Below are 22,899 nucleotides of genomic sequence, written 5' to 3' on the forward strand. Positions count from 1 at the left end.
GTGGTAAGAATCATGATCACAGAGATCAAAGAAGCAAGTGAATACATAAAAGAAAGAACGAGTGTTTCACCTGAGATCCTCATCGTTCTTGGATCTGGCTTCAGCTCTTTTGTGGAAGCCATGGACAACTGTACTACTATAGATTATAAAGACATTCCACACTTTCCACAACCAACGGTGGAGGGTCACAGTGGAAAACTGGTCTTCGGGATTGTGAAAGATCGTCCTGTTATGGTGATGGCAGGAAGGTTTCATCTCTACGAAGGACATGCTCCCCAAAGGGTTGCTTTTCCCATCTATGTTGCGAAGTTCCTTGGAGTAAAGGGCGTGATCGTCACAAACGCCGCTGGTGGCGATAAATCAGGAGTTCAAACCCGGAGAAGTGATTCTGGTGCGGGATGTTATAAACTTCATGTTCAGAAACCCTCTGAGGGGCCCGAACGATGAAAGGCTTGGTCCCAGATTTCCCGACATGTCGTCGGTGGTGGATCCAGAATGGGCCAAAAGAGTGAAAGAAAGAGTGGAATTGAAAGAAGGTGTTTACATAGGAGTGCTGGGACCAAGTTACGAAACACCAGCTGAAATAAGAGCTTTCGAAAAACTTGGGGCCGATCTTGTGGGAATGTCCACAGTTCCGGAACTGATAGCAGCCAGGCATTGTGGTTTGAAGACGATCGTGTTTTCCTGTGTGACCAATATGGCCTCGGGTGTCAGCCACGGAAGGCTTTCCCACGAGGAAGTGATAAGAACAACGAAAATGGCACAGGGCAGAATAGAAAAGGTGCTGAAGACGGCCGTGGAGGTGTTTTGAGTGAAGGAAATAGTAGATGCCATATCGCAATACAACAGAATACTCGTTGTGGGACACATTATGCCAGATGGTGACTGTGTAAGTTCCGTTTTGAGCCTGACACTGGGTCTGGAGAGGATAGGTAAAGAGGTGAGAGCCGCTATAGATTACAGGGTTCCCTACGTGTTCGAAAACTTCCCACACATCGAAAGAATTGAACAGAATGTTGACTTTGAACCCGAACTTGTGATAGTGGTGGATGCTTCGTCTCCGGACAGAATAGGAAGATTTCAGGATCTTCTGAAAGAGGTTCCATCTGCTGTGATAGATCATCATTCGACGAACGTTCTCTTTGGAAAGTGGAACTGGGTGGATCCTTCGTTCGCCGCCACAGCACAGATGGTCTTCAGATTGAACAGAAAACTCGGTGTCGAGTACGATCCTGTCCTTGCCACCCTGAACTATCTTGGAATAGCAACGGACACAGGGTTTTTCAGGCATTCCAACACGGACGCCAGAGTCTTTGAAGATGCTTACGAACTGGTGAAAATAGGGGCGGATGCTCACTTCGTTGCAAAGGAGATTCTGGAAAACAAAAGGTTCGAACAGTTCAAACTCTTCGCAGAAGTTCTGGAAAGACTCCAGCTTCTGGAAAATGGAAGGATCGCTTACTCTTACATCGACTACGATACTTATTTGAGGCACAACTGCACTGACGAAGACAGCGCCGGGTTCGTTGGTGAACTTCGCTCCATAAGGGGTGTAGAAGTCGCCGTTTTGTTCATGGAGTTCCCGAAGGGAAAGATACACGTCAGCATGAGATCAAAGGACTGGTTCAACGTGAACGAGGTGGCCTTCGAACTTGGAGGAGGGGGACATCCCAGGGCAGCGGGTGTGACTTTCGAAGGGGAAAAACTGGAAAATGTGATTTCGAGAGTTATAGATCATCTCCTTGGAAGATTCAAAGAAGGTGTAAGCCGTGAGGGTGAAAAGACTTCTCAGAGAAGCGTACTGGGGAGATGAATTTCTCGTAGAAGAAGACGGCGAAGACAGAGTTCTCAGGATCGTGAACGTTCCTCTGGACAGATATTTCTTCTTCAACGAGTACTCAAAGCTGAAAAGACTGAGGGTTCCAAACGTCCTCATACCTGAAAAGATCAAAATCTCAGACGGAAAGTATCTATTTTTCTATCCTTACTATCAATCTCTCAAGCCGCTTGAAGTCTTGAGTGAAGAAGTTTCAGGGCAGATTTTAAGGCTCTTCACGTTTCTTTCAAAAGCGGGAGTGATTGTTCCAGTTCTGGGACTGGACGATTTTTTGCTGGGCAGTGGTGTGGTATTCGTTCCCTCGTTCATCAGTGACTTTCCGGATAGGGCAAAAGAAGTGGTGTTTTCCGTCGAAAAGACCCCTCAGGCAACCCGAAAGGTATGCTATCAGTTTCTGAAAAAACATGGAATGGATCCGATTGAAATTGGAGACGATCTGCCAGCTACATTGACCACAGAGATCAGGTTTCCGTACATACACAGGGAAATCGAAGGAGAGATAAAAGAACGTATAGACCAGACCACCCGTTTTCCCCTTCTCATCTTGATAACTGGAGAACAGAGAGTTGGAAAGACGAAGATGGCATCTGTTCTGGCAGAGGATCTCAGAGAAAAAGGGTTTCTCGTGCACCAGGTTTTCTCCGTTCTGGATCTGAAAATGTGGTACGATGCTTCCGATGATCTGGATCTTCTGACCAGACTGGACGACGGTCAGAAAAAGGTGATCCTGATCGATGATCTTTCAGACGGGTCGGATCTCATCCCTCTCATGGAAAAGTTATCGACGATCTCTACCGGCACAGAAATCGTGATCATAGCAACATCCACAAAGACTTACGACTTTTTCCACGAGATCTACAGGCTTTCCCCGTTCACCCTGAAAGAAACACAGATTTTTCTGGAAAGATCCCTCGGGAAAATCCAGGATAGCACTGTGAGATTGATCCATCATCTCAGCAGAGGCCTTCCTGGATACATGGTGGAAATCCTCAAAGTTTTGAACGGAGCAGATCCTGGAAACGATGTTTCAAATGTTTTTGAACCTCTTCTTCAAAAACTTGACTCACCCGAGATCAGAGATCTGAGTGTTCTGGGTCAGAAGTTCACGGGAGATGAACTGCGTGCCCTTCAAAAGATCACCGGTGAAGATCTTTCCAGAATCGTAGAAAAAGCGATGGACACTGGTGTCATGATGGTGGAAGAGGGACACTACAGGTTCACGTTGAAAGAGTTCTGGGACTACTACTACAGGAAGGTGCCAAATGAGAGAAAAAGTTTTCTGCACGAACGGCTCTTTAAAGAACTCCCGGAAGATCTTGCTGTAAAACATGTTATGTCCATAGAAGACGTGAAAACCCGGGCCGTTCAGATTTTGAGGTACGTGAGAAGCCACTTCTGGGAGTACGAAAAAACGAGGTCGATGATCGAGTATCTGGAAGGTCTGGAAAAATCTCTTGGAAGAACTCTCTATGCCATCGAAAGTCTCAAGACAAAGCTTCTTTTCAGAATAGACCCATCCATGATAGAAAAAGAGAACTTCAGATTTTCATGGTTTGTGAGGTTCAAAGAACTTGTCAGCAACCCAGAAAAGGTGTTCGAAAAAAGCGAGCATCTTTCCTATCGTGATCTCTACGGTCTTGCTATCGCTTCACGTTCTTACAGAAGGGCTGGCAAAAGAGTGCCCCAGAAATTGCTGGAACTCATCGAAGAGGAACTCGAAAAGAAGAACTTCTCAACAAAAGAACAGAAATATCTGAAAGCCGTTCTGCTTTACGAGAAATTTTCCGCAAGTGAAGATCGTGATCTTTTAAAAGAAGCCATGTACATCGCTACGCAGGAAAGGTTTTTGGATGTGGAAATATCTGGCTACAGGTCTCTTGGTTCTCTGTCAAGAACCAGGGCAATGAGTAACTATTATTTCAACCGCTCCCTTGAGATCTCAAAAAAGATTGATCCGTCCCTTGCCATCGTCGATGAAAGCAATCTGACGTGGAGCCTTCTCTACGAGGGAAAGATTTCAGCCTTTCTCACACAGCTTCACCGCCTCAGAAAACAGTCTCAACTTTTTGGAAGTGTGACCACTCTCTCCTACACCTACTTTCTGGAGGGGCTTTACTATCTTCACAGAAAAGACTATCAGAACGCGGAGAAAATTTTCAGGATTGAACTCGATCTGGAAGAAAGAAACCATATCGAAAGACGGGCACTTCGGGGCCTTGTGATAAACCGTCTCTTCGCTGGAGATTTCGAAGGTGCAAGATCTCTTCTGAATAAAGAAGAACCGGAATTCGAAAGATTCGGTTTTGAACTGCTGAGAAAGATGGTACTCGCAGAAAGCGATGCGGAGTTTCTAAATGCGTGGAAAGAAGCAGTCGAACAACCAAGGAAGTTCTTCAACGAGGAGATCGCTTACATTTTTTCAGAAAGGCTTGCAAAGCTTGATCCAGAAGGTTTCGAAGAATTCGTTCTGGAACTGGAAAAAGAGAATGTGGAAAACACTTCCAATCTCACACTGGCACTGGTCTATGAGAGTCTTCACAGGTTCTACGCCGCTTTGGGTCAGAGTTTTAAGGCAAAGAGATTCCTGAAGAAGGCCATTTTAGTCTACAACACAATGGGATTGAAAGAGGTGTCGTCGAAGTTGGAAGCAAATCTGGGAACCTTTTCCTCGGAGAACAGAATACCTCATTACCTTTTCGTGAGTTTCATAGAACCAAACAAAGATTTCTTTGAAGTGATGGAACTCGTTGCTGCGAAACTTTCGGAGATATTACCGTATGAAGTTTTCTCTCTGAAGATAGTGGAAAGGCGAACTGGGAAGACAATAGAAGAATTCAGTACCTCTTTTTCGGGTGTTTCCGATGGAGAGGATTTTCTCGAGACATCTCCTTTCAGAACACGCATGTCCTTCAATCTGGATATGAGGCACGACATGTTGATTTACATAAGTACCAATCTGGAGTGCGATGAAGAATCGGCCTGGGATTTCGTGGAAACGCTCGAATGGTTCGGTCATACCCTCACAGCGGTGCTTAGAGAGCGTCTTTACAGGGATAGGAGTATAAAGGACTCGCTCACGGGGGTTCTTTCCAGGTGGTACTTCATGGAAAGACTCGAAGAAGAAGCGTACAAATCAACCAGGTACAGAATGCCTCTTTCTCTGATAATGTGTGATATTGATGATTTCAAGAAGATCAACGACCAGTTCGGCCATATGAGCGGGGATAGTGCTCTCAGATGGATTGGAAAGAAGTTGTTTTCAAGTCTGAGAAAGAGCGATCTTGTGGGAAGGTACGGGGGAGAAGAATTCGTGGTGGCCCTTCCCGGAACCTCCTTGAAAGAAGCCAGGCTGGTGGCTGAAAAACTGAGAAACTCCATAAAAACCGATCCTGAAAACCTCCATCATATCACCGTGAGCTTTGGAGTTGCAGAGTACATTCCGGGTGAATCCATATTTGAAACCATAAGAAGGGCCGATGAGGCCCTTTACATGGCAAAATCCCTTGGAAAAGACAGGGTGGTCACAGAGCAAGAACTTTCTCAACGATCTTTCTGAATTCTTCTTCTATCACAGTTTCTCTCTTGTAAACCACAGCAGGTTTTCCATCATCTGAAAGTGCGGCCACCTCTGGATCCATGGGAATTCTTGCAAGGAGTGGAACGTTGAACTCCTCTGCTATCTTCTCTGTTTCACCCTTTCCAAAGAGGAATATCTTTTCTCCGCACTTTGGACAAACAAGATAAGACATGTTTTCCACAACTCCAAGGATCTTTCCGTTCAATCTCTTCACAAAATTCATGGTCCTTCTCACATCGTCTCCTGCCACTTTTTGAGGTGTAGAAACTATTATTACGGCATCGGGTTTTATTATCTGAAAAGTTGAAAGTGCTTCATCACCCGTTCCCGGCGGAAGGTCACAGATCAGATAATCGATTTCTCCCCAATCCACATCCTTCGTGAGCTGCTCTATTGCCTTGTGCTTCAACGGTCCCCTCCAGATCACGGGAGCACCTTCCTGGAGGATCATGGCAAGGGAGAACACTTTGAGAGACTCTCCGTATTTTGCCGGAACGATCTTTTCTCCTTCAGAGGGGGGAAGGGACACACCGAGCATTCTCTGAACGTTGGGGCCATGAAGGTCAAGATCCAGAAGACCCACCTGATACCCTTCCGATGCCAGAGCAACGGCAAGGTTGACCGCAATGGTTGTTTTTCCAACTCCTCCTTTTCCACTCATGACAGCCAGCTTCTTTGTTTTCTCCAACGTCAACACCTCACGATGCGAGGGCTTCCTTGGCGATCCTCACGTACTCTTTGAACGCCTCTGGGTCGTTCACAGCGAGTTCGGAAAGCATTTTTCTGTTGATGGAAACACCTGCCAGTTTCAAACCGTGAATGAACTCACTGTATTTCAAACCTTCATTTCTTGCGGCTATGTTGATCCTGGTGATCCAGAGTTTCCTCATGTCTCTCTTCTTTATCTTTCTTCCAACGTAGGAGTACCACTTGGACCTTATGTACATCTGTTTTGCGAGTTTGTACCTTCTGCTGAGGGCTCCTCTGTATCCTTTTGCCTCTTTCAGGAACTTCTTTCTTTTTTTCTTTGCGTGCACAGCTCTTTTTACGCGCATAGTTCATCCCTCCTCACTTTTTCCCAAGAAGCCTGAGAACTCTGTTTTTGTCTGCACTTGACACGACGTCCTTCTTCCTCAACGCTCTCAGAACGTTCCTTCTCTTTTTCCTCGTCTTGTGGCTCTTGTAGGCATGATTTCTGATGATCTTTCCCTTTCTGGTGACCCTGAATCTTTTTGCTGCGCTCCTGTTCGTTTTCATCTTGGGCATTCTCGGGACCTCCCTTAAGAATTTTTGGGCTTCAGAACCATCCACATGTCTCTTCCTTCCACCTTCGGTGGACTTTCAACAACTGCAAGATCCTCTGTGTCTTTGATCACCCTTTCGAGAATTTCCTTGCCCTTGTCTGTGAACATCATTTCCCTACCGATAAACATAACAACCACCCGAACCTTGTGGCCTTCTTCGAGAAACCTTCTGATATGCCTTACCTTCGTTTGATAGTCGTGTTCGTCGATCTTCAACCGGAACTTCATCTGTTTCAGCTGAACAGCCTTCTTTTTGTTTTCTTTTTGTTTCTTAGTGAGCTGGTACTTGTACTTTCCATAGTCCATAATCCTAGCAACGGGGGGATCTGCGTTCGGGGCAACGAGTACAAGATCAAGCCCCTTCTCTCTTGCAAGATCCAGCGCCTTCCTGGTGGGCATGATGCCTATCTGTTTTCCGTTCTCGTCCACTACTCTGACCTTCGGAACCTTTATTTGTTCGTTCCTGGGAAGATCCACGTTTGCACCGATACCGATCGCCTCCTCCTTCACAAAAAATAGCGGGCAAAAAGCCCGCTTCCCTTTGAAGCTGATGTTCTCAGGGATATTTACCCTGGTAGCCTTCTGCTCCAGGGTGGGAAGCCGGGCTGGCCTCCACTTGCTTTTAAAAAATTCTGGTGGGCCGTGCAGGACTCGAACCTGCAACCCCCTGATTAAGAATCAGGTGCTCTACCTGTTGAGCTAACGGCCCACCTCACTGGTTTTCTCCGTGGTGCCCCCGGGAGGAATCGAACCTCCATCTGCGGATTAGGAATCCGCCGTTCTATCCGTTGAACTACGGGGGCCCCCGCTGGTGGAGCCGATGGGACTTGAACCCACGACCTCTACCGTGCCATGGTAGCGCTCTCCCAGCTGAGCTACGGCCCCACCTTCTGCTTTTATATTATAACATGACTTGTTTTCCTTGAAAAGACCTTTTTTGACACACCGGAGAGAATTATAACATGAAGATCTGGAATGTTCAATCCCTTCTTCCAAATTACTTGACACGACAGGTGGGAAAGTGTTATGATTAGTCAGTACCATCTTTTGTTAAGGAGGCATGTGGTATGAGAGGAAAGGTCAAGTGGTTTGATGCCAAGAAGGGCTATGGATTCATCACAAAGGACGAAGGAGGAGACGTGTTCGTACACTGGTCAGCCATCGAAATGGAAGGTTTCAAGACGTTGAAGGAAGGCCAGGTGGTTGAATTCGAAGTTCAAGAAGGTAAGAAAGGTCCTCAAGCAGCGCACGTAAGAGTAGTTGAGTGAAGAGACCAATCAGCCCCCATCCGGGGGCTTAAATTTTGCCTTCCTCTTGATTTTTGATCTCATGTGTGGTAGTATTTGGCATGTGAGAACATACAATGCTGGAGAGGTGAGGACCCGGTGAAAAAGGGAATACATCCAGAAATGAAACTTGTAACGGTCAAATGTGCGTGCGGTGCAGAGCATACTTTCTACACAACAGCCGATAATGTGAGAATCGATGTGTGTTCAAAGTGTCACCCCTTCTACACCTCCGGTGGAAAAGGTGGTGTCCTCATCGTCGACACGGAAGGTAGAGTGGAGAAGTTCAGGAGGAAGTACGGAGACAATTACTGATGGTAATACCACTTTTGTGAGGAGGGTTTTTTGTGAAAGTTGGTGAATTTGTGAAAGGGAAAGTTTCTAAGATCGTTAGGTACGGAGCTTTCGTGGATATCGAAGGGGGGGAAAGAGGTTTCATACACATCTCGAAGATCTCCAAAGACTACGTCAAAAGAATAGAGGACTACTTGAAAGAGGGACAGGAGATATCCGCGAAAGTGATCGGAAAAGCCAGAAATGGTGGCTGGGAACTTTCTTTGAAAGACGTGTCCGAAAACACGGAAGCGAAAACTGAGAAAAAAGATATGGATTTTGAGAGAAAACTCTCTAGATTTTTAAAGGAAAGCAGTCAAAAGTTCTCCGAGTACAAAAAGAGACTTGAGAAAAAAGGCAGAAGAAGCACGTGGTGAAAAAAGCGGGGGATTTCCCCCGCTTTATTTTTTTAGTAGAGCCTTTCTGGGAAATCTCCCTCTTCTTTTACAACGATCACTTCTGTTCCAACGCCGGCGAAGGCGTCCAGTTCTTCCACATCCCTGTTGAACATCCTTATACAGCCGTGTGATATTCTCTTTCCTATTTCCCAGGGTTTTGAAGTACCGTGAATCGCATAGGTGGGATTCGAAAGTTGAAGGTACCTGGTCCCAAGACCGTTCAACGGTGTCCTGGGTGAGATGTACTCTCCGAACCAGTAAAGAGCGGGATCGATCTCTTTCCTCAGGATCCAGTATCTTCCTGGAGGTGTAGCGTCACTCCTTCCCAGCGCCACCGGATACACCTTCAACAGGACACCATCGTAGTAGAGCCCCAGTTTGGAAGAAAACAGGTTGACGACGATTGTAACCGGATTCTCGCGAAAAATAACACGACCTATCTTCAGAACCTGCCCTGTTATGATCCTGTTCGGATCCTCCAGGCGGTTTATCAAAACCAGATCTCCCACCCTCACACCGTACCGATTCGCTATGCTCCAGAGGGTCTCGCCTTTTTGAACAACGTGCTGAGAAAACACGGTGTAATCAAAGGCTCCGTCTTCTCCTCGCATGGGAACTGCAACCCGCTTTATAACGTAAATTTCTTTCTCAACGAAGAAGGTGTAGTCCAGTGGTCCTTCGAACTGAACTTTCACAACGTGGGAGCCGTCTTCAAGGAAAGACCTAAAAACGCTGATCCACTTTCCTTCGAGTTTGAAGAATCTGAAGGTCCTGCCCGCCAGTTCCAGAGAAACCGGTGTGAAATCATCTGTTTCGACAACCACGTAGATGTAAACATCGTCCTTTTTGATATCCGAGACGATTTTTATCTTCGGCTTTTCACGGGTTAGCCGCAAAAAGGTAGGTGATACGTGATGCATTCTTTTGCCGAAAACATTGAGACCTTCGACCACTGGAATGACAAGACCATCACCCTTCAATTCAAAGGTGTATTCATCACCCTCTATCTTTTCTGGAAAAACGAATCCAGCAGGAGTGTAGAGGTAGAAACTTTTGATTTCACCGGTGTAGAGTTTTTTTACAGAAAGGGTTATCTCAGATTCATCCATGTGTTTCAACTCAACGAGATGATCCGCCAACGATATCTGAAACAATATCAAGAATACCGCCAGCCACCCGAGTCTTGTCATCCTCATCAATCCTTTTGATGAGACCTTCTCTGTTATAAATGAAGACCTCCACTCTCTCAGAGGAGAAGGCTTTCCTTGCGTCGTTTAAAACGATGAGGTCCAGGTTCTTTCTTTTCAGCTTTTCCAGGGCGTTCTTTTCAAAGTCTTCGACCTCGGCAGCAAAGCCAACGAGAAACTGATGTTTTTTCCTTTTGCCGAGTTCTTCCAGAATGTCTCTGGTTCTTTCAAGGTGAAGTGTTAGTTCTTTTTCTGTCTTCTTCAGTTTTCCACTGAACGTTTCTTTCGGTTTGTAATCACCGACAGCGGCGTTCATGATGACGATGTCCACGTCGTCGTATCTTTTCATCACTTCGTTGAACATCTCTTCCGAACTTTCCACCGAAACGAATTCGTCCACAAAATAGGGTGGTTTCAAATGTGTGGGGCCGGACACCAGATACACGGTTGCTCCCATTCTCTTTGCAACCGTTGCCAGAGCGTATCCCATCTTACCCGAACTCGCGTTGGTGATGAACCTCACAGCGTCTATTCTCTCGCGCGTCGGCCCTGCTGTTATCAGTACACGTTTTCCGAAGAGCTTTTTTTGGGTCGTGAGAAGGTAGATCGCTTCAACTATCTTCTCGTTCTCTGGGTACCTTCCCCTGCCGGTTTCTCCACAGGCGAGATGACCCTCTTCCGGTTCCACCACAAACCAGCCAATTTTTTTCAGCTTTTCGAGGTTTTCTTGAAAGACGGGATTCATGTACATTCTGTGGTTCATCGTCGGCACGAGAATCTTTGCTTTTTTGTTGAAACCCATCGCAACAAGGGTGAGTAGGTTGTCGGCGATCCCGTTTGCGATCTTCGAGATCGTGTTGGCCGTCGCAGGAGCTACGACGAACACGTCTGTTTCTCTTGAAAGCTCTGTGTGAGGAATCCAGCCGTTTTTCACTTCCATATGATCGATATACACCGGGCAATTTCCTACCGAGGAAAACACCGCCGGCGAAACCATTCTGGCTGCATCCGGCGTCATCACCACACAAAGATCGTGGTTTTCCTTTCGAAGTTTACTGACAAGATCAACTGCTTTATAGATCGCTATGCCACTGCTGACACCGACCAGGATCTTCATGTATCATTTCACCTTCGGAATGAGGGCTTTGAGAATATCTTCGTTCTTTATTCTGATGTAGTTCATACTCAGCTCCATGAAGGCGATGCTGACAGGATTTTCGTCTTCTGTGATCACAAAGGGCCTGGCGTACTCTCTTATGGCTTCCGCCCGCTTGGCCACAACGACCGGGATGGCGTACTTGTAAGGTATCTTTTCCAGAAGCTCGTCGTATTTCAGTTCGAACTTCACCATCTTTTCCATCCTTTCACCTCCATCTTGAACTGTTCTATCCTATCCAAGTTTCTGGAAACCTTCGATCTTTCCGCCGTCAGAATCGCAAGCACCGTTTCTATTGCCCTCTGGAGATCATCGTTGATCACGATGTAGTCGAACTCATCCATGAACATGAGTTCCCATTTTGCGTTCTCCAGTCTCACGAGGATGTCCGCTTCCCTTTCTGTTCCCCTCGCAAGGATCCTCTCTTTAAGATCAGAATAAGACGGAGGAGCGATGTATACAAACACCGCGTTCGGATAGTTCTTTTTGACAGACAGCGCGCCCTGCACGTCGATATCCAGTATCACATCTTTGCCTTCGGCGATGTGCGTTTCAACGAAAGAGCGAGGTGTACCGTAAAGGTGTCCGTGCACACGTGCCCACTCCAGAAACTCACCTTTTTCAACACGCCTCAGGAATTCTTCCTCTGTGATGAAAAAGTAATCCTCTCCATCCACCTCGTGAGGGCGTTTTGGCCTGGTGGTGCAGGAGACGGAAAATACCACGTTGTCTATTCTTTTGAGAACTTCTTTGATGATACTGGTCTTTCCCGCTCCCGACGGTCCACAGATGACGAAGAGTTGACCTTTCATTGTTCACACTCCTACTTTTTTCCTTCCCGAAGAGTTTTTTCTATCTCGTAGAAGTTTTCCATGAACCTCTGTGCGATCGTTTCAGGCTGTATGGCACTCAGAATGATGTGATTGCTGTCGGTGATTATTATGGACCGTGTCTTTCTTCCGTAAGTGGCGTCGATCAGTTTTCCTTCTATTTTTGCCTCGTCTTTCATCCTTTTCAGAGGCGAGGACTCCGGATTCACGATGGCTATCACGCGGTCTCCCGCTATGACGTTCCCAAAACCGATGTTGATCAACCCGTACACACTCTCTCCCCCTCATTCAACATTTTGAACCTGTTCCCTGAACTGAGAAACAAGCACTTTTCCTTCAAGGGCAAGGTTAGATATATCAACAGAAATCGATTTCGATAGAATCGTATTCAGTTCCCGTAACATCTCCTGACCAAGAAAATCCAGATTCAATCCAACGGAAGAGTCACTTTCAATCAGTTCGAGAGCCCTTTTTATGTGACTTTTGAGGCGCGTTATCTCCTCTCTTATATCAGCCTTGGTCGATATGAAGGCTATGTGGTTCTCCAGCACATCCTCTCTCACCGATATGTCTTGAGGAAGGATCTTTTCAACCTCTTCTTTCAATTTTTCCCGGTAAAGGATGGGAATTTGATCTGAGTGCTTTTCAATCTTTTCGACTCCTGCCAACAGATCCTTCAGTATCTTTTTCAGATCGGCAGCGATTCTTTCCCCTTCTTTTCGTCTCTCTTCAACCAGTTTTTCCAGCGCCTCCCTGAAGATCGGCACGAAATGATTCCAGACATTTTCGATCTCTTCGTCTGAAAGCTCCATTCGGAAAACATCCCTGAACATGAGGAGGTCCGAGAGCTTCACCGGTTCGGGCAGAGAAAGTGTGTTGACAACGTCTTCGAGCATGGAATAATAGGCCTGCACGATGTTTTTGTCGATTTCGAGCACTTTCGGTGGTTCGAGGAACTTTATCTGAACCCTGAGGTGGACTTTCCCTCTCTTTACGTACTCTTGAAGGATGCTGTTCATCTCCAGTTCCTTCATAGAGAGATACCCGGGTATCTGGTTTGTGATGTTCAGCCCCTTCGAGTTGAGAGACTTCACCTCTACCCTGAAATGGTAGGGGCCAGACACTCTTTCAACCCTGCTGAAACCTGTCATGCTTTTTATCACCGAATATTCCTCCTTCTGATTGAAATTATACCATTATCGGCGATTATTTTCGTTTATGCCCAGAAAACTCAAGATTTCTCCTGTTTTCTCCAGGAAATAATTCACTTCCTCCTCGGTGTTGTATCTGCAAAGGCTGATTCTTATCGCACCCTGAGCAATTCTGCGATCGATTCCCATGGCTGTCAGAACGTGACTGAGGTTTTCATCTTTGCTCGTGCAGGCAGAAGAGGTGGAAACGAATATTCCATGGCTGGAAAGAAGGTTCTGAAGGGTTGATCCTCTCAGATTCGAGAAAGAAACGGAGAGAGTGTTGGGGAGTGATACGTCGAGCGGTGTTATGATGTGAGCCCCTAGTTTTCTCAGACCTTCAGCGAGTTTTCTTCTCAGCCTTTCCATGTGTTTCATGGTACTTTCAAGGTTTTCAACGGCAAGTTCCATCGCCTTCGCTGCACCGACTATACCCGGAACGTTTTGAGTGCCGGATCTGAGACCTCTTTCCTGTCCGCCTCCGTGTACAAAGGGGCGTATGGGGGCACCCTTTTTTATGAACGCTATACCGACACCCTTTGGACCGTGGAACTTGTGTGCGCTGAAACTCGCATAGTCCACGTTCAACCTTTCGAGAGAAAAGGGAATCTTCCCTATCACCTGAACGGCGTCCACATGTACCAGGATCTCTTTGTTTTTCTTTTTGACGATTTTTACGACTTCCTCTATGGGTTGAATGGTACCCACTTCGTTGTTCGCAGCCATTACGCTGACAAGGAACGTGTCTTCGTCTATCATCCGTTCCAGTTCCTCCAGTTTCACGACACCTCTGGAGTCGACGGGGATGTACTTCACCCTGAAACCCCTGAGGGAGAGATACTTCAGTGTTTCAAGAACTGCCTTGTGTTCTATGGGAGTTGTGATTATGGTTCTTTTCCTCTTCTCAAAGACTTCCGCAACCGCTTTGTGTATCCAGTTTATCGCCTCTGTTGCACACGAAGTGAAGAATATCTCTGAAGGCGATACACCGAGGATCTTCGCAATCTTTTCTCTTGCCTTTTCAAGATGAAGGTTTGCTTCTATTCCCATTCCGTGGGCGGAATTGGGATTGCCGAATTTTTCCCTGTAGAACGTGATCATCTCTTCCAGTGCGCGATCGTCCAGTCTCGTCGTCGCGTTGTTGTCGAAATAAACTCTCATAATGTTCACCTCTCTTTCAGTTCCTCTACACCTTTTCTGATGATGTTTTCTACGTACTCTCTCAATTCCTTTTCACTGGAAAATCTCTGAGGATCGACGGGACTGTGTATCTTGAGAAACACTCTGCCGGGTGTGAAGATCCAGTGGTTCTTCGGGATCAGGTGGTAAGTTCCCCAGATGGACACGGGAAGAACAGGTACACCTGTCTTCATGGCAATCATGAGACTGTCCTTTTTAAACGGAAGCATTTCGCCATCTGGAGACCTTGTGCCCTCCGGGAAAACGACGAAGGTGACTCCGTTTTTCAACTTCTCGATCGCTTCTCTCAGTGCCTTCACAGCCTTTCTTGGATTCTTTCTGTCGAGGAAGACACCGTTCAGATACTTTATGTACCAGTTCACGCCCGGTATCTTCTTCAGTTCTTTCTTGGCAATGAAAGCACCCGTTGCAACAAACCCGAGTATCAAGGGAATGTCCATGATGCTCTGGTGGTTTGCCACTACGATGAAATTCCTGTCCTTCGGTATGTTCTCTTTCCCCTCGACAACCACTTCAGAGAAGAGCCACTTGAACGCTCTCCTTCCGAACTTTTCTATCTCCCCTAGAACGTACTCTCTTGCCCTTTCTCTGTCCTTCATCAAAAAGGACCTGAGGAGCACGAACCCTCCGTAGAAGACGATGTAGACAACCGCTATGAAATAAAAGTACAGGGTCACCAGTAGGTTTTTGAACTTTTTCACTCTATCACCTCGATCTTTCTTGTTCTGAACGCCTCCTCTTCAAGTGCTGAAAGATCGGGTATGCTCCGTTCCAGCTCCTCCAGAGCAGAAGGGTGGGATCTTGTGGCGGGGTTTTTCGGTGCGAAGAAAACACAACTGTCCTGGTAAGGTTTGATGGATATTTCGTACGTTCCTATTTCCCTGGCTTTTTCCACGATCTCCGTCTTGTCGAACCCCGCAAGAGGCCTGATCACCGGCCTTGTTGTGACGCTTTCAATCGACCACAGGTTTTCCAGAGTCTGGCTTGCAACCTGTCCAACGTTCTCACCGGTGTAGAAGGCGATCGCGTTGACTTCCTCTGCTATTTTCTCTGCGATTCTGAACATGGACCTTCTGTACATGAGCAGGGAATATTTATCTGGAACGCTCTTTTTTATCCTGAGCTGAACCTGCGTGAGATTCACCACATGCAATCTCAGCGGATGTCCTCCACTGAATTCTCTGAGCACCCTGAGGATGTCTTTTACCTTCTCAACAGCGCCTTCCGATGTGAACGGAGGTGACACGAAGGTGACGGACTCTATCAAAACACCCCTCTTCAGGGCGTACCATCCGGCAACCGGGCTATCTATTCCACCGGAGAGAAGTAGTATCGCCCTTCCGCCTGTGCCAACAGGAAGTCCACCGTAGCACTCCACCTTGTCTGTGAACACAAGGATTCCCTCCGGTCTCACCTCAACTCCCAGAACAAAGTCCGGATTGTGCACGTCCACGCTGAGTTCTTTGAAGTTTTTGAGAACGAGAGCACCGAGTTCGCTGTTCATTTCGTAGACGCCCTTTTTGTACTCCTTGTATGCCTTCTTCGCCTGAACTTTGAAGGTCTTGAACTCTCCCTGCTCCAGTTTCTCCTTCACCGCAACAAGGACTGTTTTTTTCACTTCCTCGAAGTCGTGGCTCACAAGAAATCCTTTGCTGAAATTCTGGATTCCAAAAATCTTCTTCAATTTGTCATCGAGATCGATACCTTCATCAACCGGTATGAGGAACCTTCCCCATTGTTTTTTTACCTTCATGCCCGTTACCCTTTCGATGTTCCTCTTCAGAGCGTCCTCGAAGTTTTTTCTGTTTTTTCCCTTGAGACCTATCTCGGCGTACCTTATTATGTAAACTCTCAATCCGTTCACCTCCGGATAGAATTTTAGCAGATGAAGGAAAAAGGTTGCCTGTCTCAGGTGTATAATGTAAAATAAAGATGAACCGAAAGTTTCAGGAGGGATGCTACATGGCAGAGTATATAATAACACTCGTTTTATCCGACGGCAAGGTGGATATCACCACCTCCACTCCGTTCGTTGTGGCTCTCAGAGATCTCCTCTACGAGGGCGACTGGGAAACATTGAAAGAGGATATGAAGACGAAGGAAAACATAATGAAAGAGGTTCAAACGTGTGAAAAACTCGAAAAGGTCGTTCATCTGGACGAGACCATCTACGAACCTCTCATCTTCCCGGAGTTTCAGGAGTGGCTCGAGGAAGAAGATATCAGTGTGAAGGACTTCAAAAACGTTTCGCTGAAAGGTCTCTACGATCTTGCCCTCGAATACGCCGATCGAAACCTTTACGATGTGGCACACGACATAATCAAGTTCATGCTCGATATCGACAGCAACTACGCTCCTGCGTACGAACTGAAAGGATCTCTCCTTGTTGAGCAGGGAAAGATAGAGGAAGGCATCAAATATCTTGACAAAGCGGTGGAGATAGATCCGTGGCTTGTACAGGCCTACGCTTCTCTGGGAGAGGCTTACTACAACCTCGGTGACTACGAAAAAGCGGTTCATTACTGGGAAAGAGAGCTGGAATATGCTCCCGATGATAAACTCACCTATTTTGTTCTGGCTGAAGCGTATCAGGAGATGAACAGAAAAGATCTTGCCGCAAGAACACTGGAAAGGTTACTGGAAAGAGATCCAAGCAACATTCCTGCTCTGTATCAGCTCTCAGAACTTTACAGGGCACTCGGCAAAGAAGAGAAAGCAAAAGAGATGGAAGAGCGCATCATGAAGATCAGGCCGGCGTATCCCACCGAGATAGAACCGTGGGCGAAAGTGATGCTCAAACATGGAAAGTACAGGGAAGTGGCGGAGGAACTGGAAAGGATAGTTGAAACGTCTCCTCTGAACACGCTTGCAAAACTCCTTCTTGTGGTTCCTTACGTGAAGATGGGAAAGATCGACAAAGCGAAAGAATTGCTTGAGGATCTCGAACAGACGAACATCTGGTATTATTATGGAAAGAAAGAGATTTTCGACGAACTTCTCACAGAGGAGGAAAAGGCAGCTTGTGGCATATCCTGATGTTCGGTCTTGGGCTGATAATCGGAAGTTTCCTCAATGTGGTGATCTACAGATCAACGAAGGAGGGTCTCAAACTGTGGGATCCTCCTTATTCATTTTGCCCTAATTGCAAAAAAAGGATACGATGGTACGACAACGTACCCCTTTTGAGTTATGTTCTGTTGAAGGGAAGATGCAGATACTGTGGCTGGAAAATTCCTCTGAGATATCCGATCGTGGAATTTCTGACAGGGCTAGTGTTTCTTTTGAATTCTCTTTTCATGAAAAACGGGCTGGACCTTCTTTTGGCGAGCGTGATATCTTCGTCCTTGATCGCCATTTCTTTCATAGATCTTGAGACCTTTTTGATACCGGATTATCTGAACTTTACGGTCGTTTCCGTCTCTTTCATAATGGCGCTGAGAGGACACTTCCTGGATCACCTGCTGGCCTTTTTCCTCGTGACGGCCATGTTTCTGATGCTGAAGTTTCTCTACAGGGAAGGTCTGGGGACAGGAGATGTGATCCTTGCAATGGGAATAGGCATTCTTCTTACTCCCTTTTCAGCCATAATCGCTGTTCTTGCCGCTTCGGTTGCTGGCATTCTGTTTGCACTGATAAAGGGAAAGGGTAAAATGGATACAAAAATGCGTATTCCGTTCGGGCCCTTTCTCGCTCTGGGAGGATACACACTGTTTCTCATATCGTACACGATGGGGTGGTTGTAGTTGGCCAGAGTATTCCTTGGAAAACTCAGCAGAAGACTATTGGGTGGTCATCTCTGGGTTTACGAAAACGAGATTTCGAGGGTAGAGGGCGACTACGAAAACGGAGAAGTTGTGGATCTTTTCCGCCCCGACGGCTCTTTCTTTGGAAAGGGGTACATAAACGACAACTCGAAAATCAGGGTGAGAATTCTCTCTCGAAAAAACGAAAGAATAGACGGTGAATTCATAAAGAGAAGAATAGAAGATGCCCTCAGAAAGAGAAAAACTCTCAAAGACACGAATGCCTTCAGAGTGGTGCACGGTGAGGGAGATTTTCTGCCTGGGCTCATCGTGGACCTTTTCGGTGATTATGCTGTCGTTCAGATCACAACGCTGGGAATGGAAAGGATGAAGAGCTGGGTTCTTGATGCTTTGATAGAACTTTTACAACCGAAGGGAATATACGAAAAGTCGTCCGGAACATTCCGCGAGAAAGAGGGACTAGAAGATCGGGAAGGGTGGATCTACGGCGCGGGCCCTGAGTTAATCGAGTTTGAGATGAACGGGCTGAGGTTTCTCGCTGACACGAAAGGACAGAAGACCGGATTCTTCCTTGATCAGAGGGAAAACGCGAAGATGGTGCTCGATTTTGCGAAAGACAAAGTTTGCCTTGATGTCTTCTCCTATACGGGAAACTTTGCGGCACATCTCCTGAAAGGCAGTGCCAGACATGTCACCCTTGTTGATTATTCCGAAAGGTCTCTGGAGATCGCAAGGGAAATACTGAAGATGAACGGTTTTGAAAACTTCGACACGATCACCGGTAACGCCTTCGACATTCTGAAGGACTTCGACAAAAGCGGAAAAAAGTACGATCTTGTGGTGCTGGATCCTCCATCCTTTGCGAAAAGTTCCAGAAGTCTTGAGAGTGCAAAAAGAGGGTACAAGGAAATAAACCTGAGAGCGATGAGGATTTTGAGAAAACCGGGAATCCTTGTGACGTCTTCCTGCACCCAGATTGTTTCTGAAGAGACGTTCAGAGAGATCCTCATGGACGCTTCCTTCGACACCGGGACGTACTTGACTGTGTTGAAAAGGGGCGGCCAGCCCTCCGATCATCCTGTCCTTCTGAACGTTCCGGAAACGCAGTACCTGAAGTTCTACATTTTCCAGGTCGAGAAGAGGTGGTAACGTGTTTTCAAAACGGGTGTTGAACTTCGAAGAAAGCCCTATAAGAAAACTCGTCCCGTACGCCGAGGCAGCGAAAAAGCGCGGCATAAAGATCTACCATCTCAACATCGGACAGCCCGATCTGAAAACCCCTGAGGTGTTCTTTGAAAGTATACGAAAAAGAACACCGGATGTTGTCTACTACTCCCACTCTGCTGGTATACCAGAGCTTCGAGAAGCGTTTGCTTCTTACTATCAGAGAAGGCAAAACGCCCATGTGAAACCTGAGAACGTTCTGATCACAAACGGAGGAAGCGAAGCGATCCTTTTCTCCTTCACTGTCGTGGCAGATCCCGGTGATGAGATACTCGTTCTGGAGCCTTTTTATGCAAATTACAAGGCTTTTGCGAAAATAGCCGGTGTGAAGCTCGTGCCTGTGGTCAGGCAGATGGAGGATGATTTTTCGATTCCTGACAACCTGGACAGATTTGTGAACGATAGAACGAGAGCGATCGTGCTGTCCAACCCCTGCAATCCAACGGGGGTGGTTTACGGCGAAAGGGATCTACGTTATCTTTTGGATTTCGTTGAAAGAAACGACCTTTTCATGATAGTCGATGAGGTCTACAGTGAGATAGTCTTTCGTGGAAACTTCGTGAGCGCAATGACATTTGAAAGCGACAGGGTGATAGTGGTCGACAGTGTTTCCAAGAAGTTCAGTGCGTGCGGTGCGAGGGTAGGATGTCTCATCACGAAAAACGAGCAAGTGCTGAACCATGCCATGAAACTGGCTCAGGGAAGGCTAGCACCACCTCTTCTTGAGCAGATAGGCTCTGTTGCCCTTTTGAACCTCGATGAAGATTTCTTCAGAACTGTCAGAGAAACTTACAGAGAACGCGTTGAGATCGTCATAAAAAAACTCGAAGAGTACGGGCTGAAGAGATTCACCAGACCTTCGGGAGCCTTTTATGTCACCGTGGAACTTCCTGTGAACGACTCGGAAGAGTTCGCCAGATGGATGCTCACAGATTTCGATCTCGACGGTGAAACGACGATGGTCGCACCACTGAAGGGGTTCTACATCACACCAGAACGTGGGAAGAGGGAGATCAGAATTGCGTGTGTACTTGACAAAGAGGTTCTCTCAAGGGCCATGGATGTTCTCATGGAGGGATTGAGAACGTGGTTGAAAAAGTTCTCTTCGGTTCAGCAATATCTTTCCTAGCCGCTCTCTATTTTTCTATCCCGAAGGTTTTCAGTTTGAAGAAGCTCCTGAAAGCTGCTCTTTTCTCCCTGCCGTTCGGTTTTGTAGGCTGGAAAATCCTTCTTGTGGCTTTTCCAGTCGCTTATGCTCTGGAGGTTCTTGGGTCGAGCAGTCTTCTGGTCCTTCTAACGCTTCCTGTTTCTTTGTTCAACGTTTTGCTCTTTCACGTATCCATCATGGTGCTTGGCTTTGTTGTGTTCTTGAGGAAAAACCCTCTTGAGAAAAACCTTTCTTTTCTGGAAGTTCTCTTTATCTTCCTTCTTGCCTTCTTTTCCATACTGGGTATCATCAGAAAAGAGTATACCTTCCTGTTTTTCACAGGTTTTGCTTTTCTAATTTTCCTACTTGAGAAGAGGTGGCGGGCAAAGAGTGAAAGAAGTCTTCAGGAGAAAACAGAGGAACTTTCCGCTGTTAACCAGGAACTCACCGCACTGAACCAGCAACTTACTGCTGTTAACCAGGAACTGGAAGCATCCTACGAGAGCCTTCAGGTGTTGTCCAATCAGCTGAATAGAACTATGGAGATCCTTGGAGAAATAGACCTTGAAACCGATCCGTTTCCTGTTCTGGAGAAGATTTATTTCGACTCAAAAAACCTGCTGGAGCCTTTCTTGGGGCTTGAAGTGAAAAATTCAAAACAAAAGTTCATGGTTGGAGAAAAAACTGAGGAGTTCCTTTACAAACAATCGAAAGATTCGAGTGTGAAACTGTTCGTGTCGAGAGATCTGGAGAAAGACGAGGAAGCGTTTTTAAAATCCATAATGAACTTTTCACTTTTCCTTTTGAGAGCACACGACTCCTATTGTGAAGTGGTTGAAAATCGGAACGCACTGTCTCACATGCTCGCTTCCCTGGAAGGGGTTCTGACGGTTTCGAGCAGAACAGAGCTTCTGGAAAAGATGCTTCACTACCTGAGGAGCATGTTTCCGGGAGTGGTTGTTTCTTCTGTCACCATGTCAGAAGATGGTGAACTGTCCACCTTCTTCTTGAGAGACGGGAAAATGGAAAAGGTGAAACTGAATCGAGGAATCGTTGTGAAAGCCTTCAGAGAAAGAAAGGACATTCTTGTTGAAGATGTCAGAGACTTTCCGGAGTTCTTCGACGTGACAGGTGGAAAGGTAAGATCTGCCGCCGCTGTTTTCTTTGAGTACGAAGGTGTGCCTTTTGTGATAGAGATAGAGAAAGAATCGGCGTTTTCTGAATTTGAGTTTTCCACATTGAAGATAATGGCCCGTGTTCTGGGTATTTTCCTTTCAAGACTGGTTCTCTACAGAAAGTTGAGGAGAACGTTCTTTCAGACCATCGAGGCGTTTTCCTACGCGGTCGAGTTGAAAGATCCCTACACCAGTGGTCACAGTGTGAGGGTTTCAGAGTATGCCCAGGAGATCGCCAAAAGGATGGGACTATCAAAGCACAGAATTGAGAGGATAAGAATAGCAGCCCTTCTGCACGACATAGGAAAAATAGGGGTGAGAGGGGCTATCCTCAACAAGGCTTCAAAACTCACAAAAGAGGAATACGAAGAGGTGAAGAAACATCCAGAACTGGGAGAAAGACTGATCAGCAAGGTAGAAACCTTCTCCGACATCGCAAAGATCGTGAGACATCACCACGAGTGGTACGGTGGTGGAGGATATCCGGATGATCTTCGGGGAGAGGAGATCCCCCTGGAGTCCAGAATAATCGCAGTGGCGGATGCCTTCGATGCCATGACCAGTGACAGACCGTACAGAAAAGCCATGAACAAAAGCACAGCCCTCGAGATTCTTCGAAAGAATGAAGGACTTCAGTGGGATCCCTCTGTTTTGAGAGTTGCCCTGGAATATTTCAGCGAACTTTGATGAACTTCATACCCGTTTTTTCACACGCTCCGTCGTTCACTTCATCGTCACCGTACATGACACAATCCTCTGGCAGAACTCCGATTTTTTCGCATATTTCAAGGTAATACCTCGGATCGGGTTTGCAGAAGTGAAAACTCTCCATGTCCGTTATCAGATGGAAATCCTTTTCTGAGAGACCTATCCAGTTCAACCTTTTCGTTATGGCTATCCTTGGAAAAACAGGATTTGTTGCAAGAACGATCTTTCCTTCTTTCTTTTTCTCACTGAGAAGATCCAGCGTTTCTCTGAAAGGCCTAACTGTGTTCCTGAGAGTGTCAAAAAGATCACTTCTGTAGAAATCCATGAAAAGGTCTTTCCATTCTTCGGCCTTTCGCTTTGTTTTGCTTTCAAGGCATTTCATGTATCTTTCGAGATTTGTGGTGCCATCCGGTTTTTTTGTTATTTCCTCCACACAATCGAGAATCAGGTTTGGCGAGATCAAAACGTCCTTTTCTTTGAAAAACGAAGTCAGATGTTTGAAATATTCCTCCGCAAACCCATTATCTTTTGCCAGCGTTCCATCATAATCGAAAAGAAAGACCTTCATTTTCTTGACCCTCCT

At 46.4% G+C, this 22,899-nt stretch carries 24 protein-coding genes, 3 tRNA genes and 1 pseudogene; 11 read left to right on the top strand and 17 right to left on the bottom strand.

What is annotated here, in order from left to right; genetic code table 11:
- Positions 1-12: 12 nt before the first annotated feature.
- From CTN_RS10255 to CTN_RS04255, 3 genes and pseudogenes are all read left to right on the top strand, one after another.
- Positions 13-811: pseudogene (locus CTN_RS10255) on the top strand (purine nucleoside phosphorylase I, inosine and guanosine-specific).
- Positions 812-1,813: a DHH family phosphoesterase gene (locus CTN_RS04250; RefSeq protein WP_015919357.1), complete on the top strand. Its 1,002-nt coding sequence runs from the start codon at positions 812-814 to the stop codon at positions 1,811-1,813.
- The gene (locus CTN_RS04255) at positions 1,770-5,393 is read left to right on the top strand and encodes a diguanylate cyclase (protein WP_038067249.1); all 3,624 of its coding nucleotides are present in this window, start codon (positions 1,770-1,772) and stop codon (positions 5,391-5,393) included. Before CTN_RS04250 ends, CTN_RS04255 begins: the two co-directional genes overlap by 44 nt.
- On the opposite strand, the gene CTN_RS04260 is transcribed toward CTN_RS04255, so the two are convergent.
- The 7 genes from CTN_RS04260 to CTN_RS04290 all read right to left on the bottom strand — a co-directional run bounded on the left by CTN_RS04260 (position 5,359) and on the right by CTN_RS04290 (position 7,603).
- Positions 5,359-6,102, bottom strand: coding sequence for a P-loop NTPase (locus CTN_RS04260; RefSeq protein WP_041437606.1), 744 nt, complete (start codon positions 6,100-6,102; stop codon positions 5,359-5,361). The two genes, CTN_RS04255 and CTN_RS04260, sit on opposite strands and share 35 nt — an antisense overlap.
- A gap of 10 nt (positions 6,103-6,112) precedes the next feature.
- The gene (gene rplT / locus CTN_RS04265; RefSeq protein WP_015919360.1) at positions 6,113-6,469 is read right to left on the bottom strand and encodes a 50S ribosomal protein L20; all 357 of its coding nucleotides are present in this window, start codon (positions 6,467-6,469) and stop codon (positions 6,113-6,115) included.
- A 13-nt stretch (positions 6,470-6,482) separates the two neighbouring features.
- A complete protein-coding gene (gene rpmI / locus CTN_RS04270; RefSeq protein WP_015919361.1) occupies positions 6,483-6,680 on the bottom strand; it encodes a 50S ribosomal protein L35 in 198 nt (65 codons plus the stop codon).
- A 14-nt stretch (positions 6,681-6,694) separates the two neighbouring features.
- Positions 6,695-7,228 (bottom strand): translation initiation factor IF-3, encoded by a 534-nt coding sequence (gene infC / locus CTN_RS04275; protein ID WP_015919362.1) that lies wholly within the window; start codon positions 7,226-7,228, stop codon positions 6,695-6,697.
- A 123-nt stretch (positions 7,229-7,351) separates the two neighbouring features.
- A tRNA-Lys gene (locus CTN_RS04280) sits at positions 7,352-7,427 on the bottom strand.
- 19 nt (positions 7,428-7,446) lie between these two features.
- A tRNA-Arg gene (locus CTN_RS04285) sits at positions 7,447-7,521 on the bottom strand.
- Positions 7,522-7,527: 6 nt separating this feature from the next.
- Positions 7,528-7,603 (bottom strand) — tRNA-Ala (locus tag CTN_RS04290).
- A 182-nt stretch (positions 7,604-7,785) separates the two neighbouring features.
- On the opposite strand from CTN_RS04290, the gene CTN_RS04295 reads away from it, so the two are divergent.
- The 3 genes from CTN_RS04295 to CTN_RS04305 all read left to right on the top strand — a co-directional run bounded on the left by CTN_RS04295 (position 7,786) and on the right by CTN_RS04305 (position 8,714).
- Positions 7,786-7,986, top strand: a complete 201-nt coding sequence (locus CTN_RS04295; protein ID WP_015919363.1) for a cold shock domain-containing protein — start codon at positions 7,786-7,788, stop codon at positions 7,984-7,986.
- A gap of 117 nt (positions 7,987-8,103) precedes the next feature.
- A complete protein-coding gene (gene rpmE / locus CTN_RS04300; RefSeq protein ID WP_038067253.1) occupies positions 8,104-8,319 on the top strand; it encodes a 50S ribosomal protein L31 in 216 nt (71 codons plus the stop codon).
- Between the two features lie 32 nt (positions 8,320-8,351).
- Positions 8,352-8,714 (top strand): S1 RNA-binding domain-containing protein, encoded by a 363-nt coding sequence (locus CTN_RS04305; protein WP_015919365.1) that lies wholly within the window; start codon positions 8,352-8,354, stop codon positions 8,712-8,714.
- Positions 8,715-8,746: 32 nt separating this feature from the next.
- Here CTN_RS04305 and CTN_RS04310 read toward each other — a convergent pair whose 3' ends face one another.
- Genes CTN_RS04310 through thiI form a run of 9 tightly spaced genes read right to left on the bottom strand, consistent with a single transcriptional unit; the run spans position 8,747 to position 16,153 of the window.
- Positions 8,747-9,895 (bottom strand): L,D-transpeptidase family protein, encoded by a 1,149-nt coding sequence (locus CTN_RS04310; protein ID WP_244857407.1) that lies wholly within the window; start codon positions 9,893-9,895, stop codon positions 8,747-8,749.
- Positions 9,855-11,039, bottom strand: a complete 1,185-nt coding sequence (coaBC, locus tag CTN_RS04315; protein ID WP_015919367.1) for a bifunctional phosphopantothenoylcysteine decarboxylase/phosphopantothenate--cysteine ligase CoaBC — start codon at positions 11,037-11,039, stop codon at positions 9,855-9,857. Before coaBC ends, CTN_RS04310 begins: the two co-directional genes overlap by 41 nt.
- 3 nt (positions 11,040-11,042) lie before the next feature.
- Positions 11,043-11,282, bottom strand: coding sequence for a DNA-directed RNA polymerase subunit omega (locus tag CTN_RS04320; RefSeq protein ID WP_015919368.1), 240 nt, complete (start codon positions 11,280-11,282; stop codon positions 11,043-11,045).
- On the bottom strand, positions 11,267-11,890 hold the full coding sequence (gene gmk / locus CTN_RS04325) for a guanylate kinase (RefSeq protein ID WP_015919369.1): 624 nt from the start codon (positions 11,888-11,890) through the stop codon (positions 11,267-11,269). Before gmk ends, CTN_RS04320 begins: the two co-directional genes overlap by 16 nt.
- An 11-nt stretch (positions 11,891-11,901) precedes the next feature.
- Positions 11,902-12,180 (bottom strand): DUF370 domain-containing protein, encoded by a 279-nt coding sequence (locus tag CTN_RS04330; RefSeq protein ID WP_015919370.1) that lies wholly within the window; start codon positions 12,178-12,180, stop codon positions 11,902-11,904.
- 12 nt (positions 12,181-12,192) lie between these two features.
- Complete coding sequence (locus tag CTN_RS04335) at positions 12,193-13,071, bottom strand: YicC/YloC family endoribonuclease (protein WP_015919371.1); 879 nt, start codon at positions 13,069-13,071, stop codon at positions 12,193-12,195.
- Between the two features lie 33 nt (positions 13,072-13,104).
- Positions 13,105-14,259, bottom strand: coding sequence for a cysteine desulfurase family protein (locus tag CTN_RS04340; RefSeq protein WP_038067258.1), 1,155 nt, complete (start codon positions 14,257-14,259; stop codon positions 13,105-13,107).
- Positions 14,260-14,264: 5 nt separating this feature from the next.
- Positions 14,265-14,999, bottom strand: a complete 735-nt coding sequence (locus tag CTN_RS04345; protein ID WP_015919373.1) for a lysophospholipid acyltransferase family protein — start codon at positions 14,997-14,999, stop codon at positions 14,265-14,267.
- Positions 14,996-16,153: a tRNA uracil 4-sulfurtransferase ThiI gene (thiI, locus tag CTN_RS04350; RefSeq protein ID WP_038067261.1), complete on the bottom strand. Its 1,158-nt coding sequence runs from the start codon at positions 16,151-16,153 to the stop codon at positions 14,996-14,998. Before thiI ends, CTN_RS04345 begins: the two co-directional genes overlap by 4 nt.
- A gap of 107 nt (positions 16,154-16,260) precedes the next feature.
- On the opposite strand from thiI, the gene CTN_RS04355 reads away from it, so the two are divergent.
- The 5 genes from CTN_RS04355 to CTN_RS04375 are packed head-to-tail and all read left to right on the top strand — an operon-like array spanning position 16,261 to position 22,295.
- The gene (locus tag CTN_RS04355; RefSeq protein ID WP_038067262.1) at positions 16,261-17,334 is read left to right on the top strand and encodes a tetratricopeptide repeat protein; all 1,074 of its coding nucleotides are present in this window, start codon (positions 16,261-16,263) and stop codon (positions 17,332-17,334) included.
- Positions 17,319-18,041, top strand: coding sequence for a prepilin peptidase (locus CTN_RS04360; protein WP_015919376.1), 723 nt, complete (start codon positions 17,319-17,321; stop codon positions 18,039-18,041). Before CTN_RS04355 ends, CTN_RS04360 begins: the two co-directional genes overlap by 16 nt.
- A complete protein-coding gene (locus CTN_RS04365) occupies positions 18,042-19,211 on the top strand; it encodes a class I SAM-dependent rRNA methyltransferase (RefSeq protein WP_015919377.1) in 1,170 nt (389 codons plus the stop codon).
- Position 19,212: 1 nt separating this feature from the next.
- On the top strand, positions 19,213-20,415 hold the full coding sequence (locus tag CTN_RS04370; RefSeq protein ID WP_015919378.1) for a pyridoxal phosphate-dependent aminotransferase: 1,203 nt from the start codon (positions 19,213-19,215) through the stop codon (positions 20,413-20,415).
- Positions 20,373-22,295 carry an HD-GYP domain-containing protein gene (locus CTN_RS04375; protein WP_231556016.1) on the top strand — a complete coding sequence of 641 codons (1,923 nt, stop codon included), beginning with the start codon at positions 20,373-20,375 and terminating at the stop codon, positions 22,293-22,295. Before CTN_RS04370 ends, CTN_RS04375 begins: the two co-directional genes overlap by 43 nt.
- Here the strand turns inward: CTN_RS04375 and CTN_RS04380 are convergent.
- On the bottom strand, positions 22,282-22,884 hold the full coding sequence (locus CTN_RS04380) for an HAD family hydrolase (RefSeq protein ID WP_015919380.1): 603 nt from the start codon (positions 22,882-22,884) through the stop codon (positions 22,282-22,284). The genes CTN_RS04375 and CTN_RS04380 overlap by 14 nt on opposite strands.
- Positions 22,885-22,899 lie beyond the last annotated feature (15 nt).

The sequence above is a fragment of the Thermotoga neapolitana DSM 4359 genome (genome assembly GCF_000018945.1).
GTDB lineage: Bacteria > Thermotogota > Thermotogae > Thermotogales > Thermotogaceae > Thermotoga > Thermotoga neapolitana.

Bases quoted from the DNA above. Each gene is read 5' to 3' on its own strand.
- rplT (WP_015919360.1), bottom strand. From the start codon at position 6,469: ATGCGCGTAAAAAGAGCTGTGCACGCAAAGAAAAAAAGAAAGAAGTTC.
- rpmI (WP_015919361.1), bottom strand. From the start codon at position 6,680: ATGCCCAAGATGAAAACGAACAGGAGCGCAGCAAAAAGATTCAGGGTC.
- CTN_RS04295 (WP_015919363.1), top strand. From the start codon at position 7,786: ATGAGAGGAAAGGTCAAGTGGTTTGATGCCAAGAAGGGCTATGGATTC.
- coaBC (WP_015919367.1), bottom strand. From the start codon at position 11,039: ATGAAGATCCTGGTCGGTGTCAGCAGTGGCATAGCGATCTATAAAGCA.
- CTN_RS04320 (WP_015919368.1), bottom strand. From the start codon at position 11,282: ATGGAAAAGATGGTGAAGTTCGAACTGAAATACGACGAGCTTCTGGAA.
- gmk (WP_015919369.1), bottom strand. From the start codon at position 11,890: ATGAAAGGTCAACTCTTCGTCATCTGTGGACCGTCGGGAGCGGGAAAG.
- CTN_RS04340 (WP_038067258.1), bottom strand. From the start codon at position 14,259: ATGAGAGTTTATTTCGACAACAACGCGACGACGAGACTGGACGATCGC.
- CTN_RS04355 (WP_038067262.1), top strand. From the start codon at position 16,261: ATGGCAGAGTATATAATAACACTCGTTTTATCCGACGGCAAGGTGGAT.
- CTN_RS04380 (WP_015919380.1), bottom strand. From the start codon at position 22,884: ATGAAGGTCTTTCTTTTCGATTATGATGGAACGCTGGCAAAAGATAAT.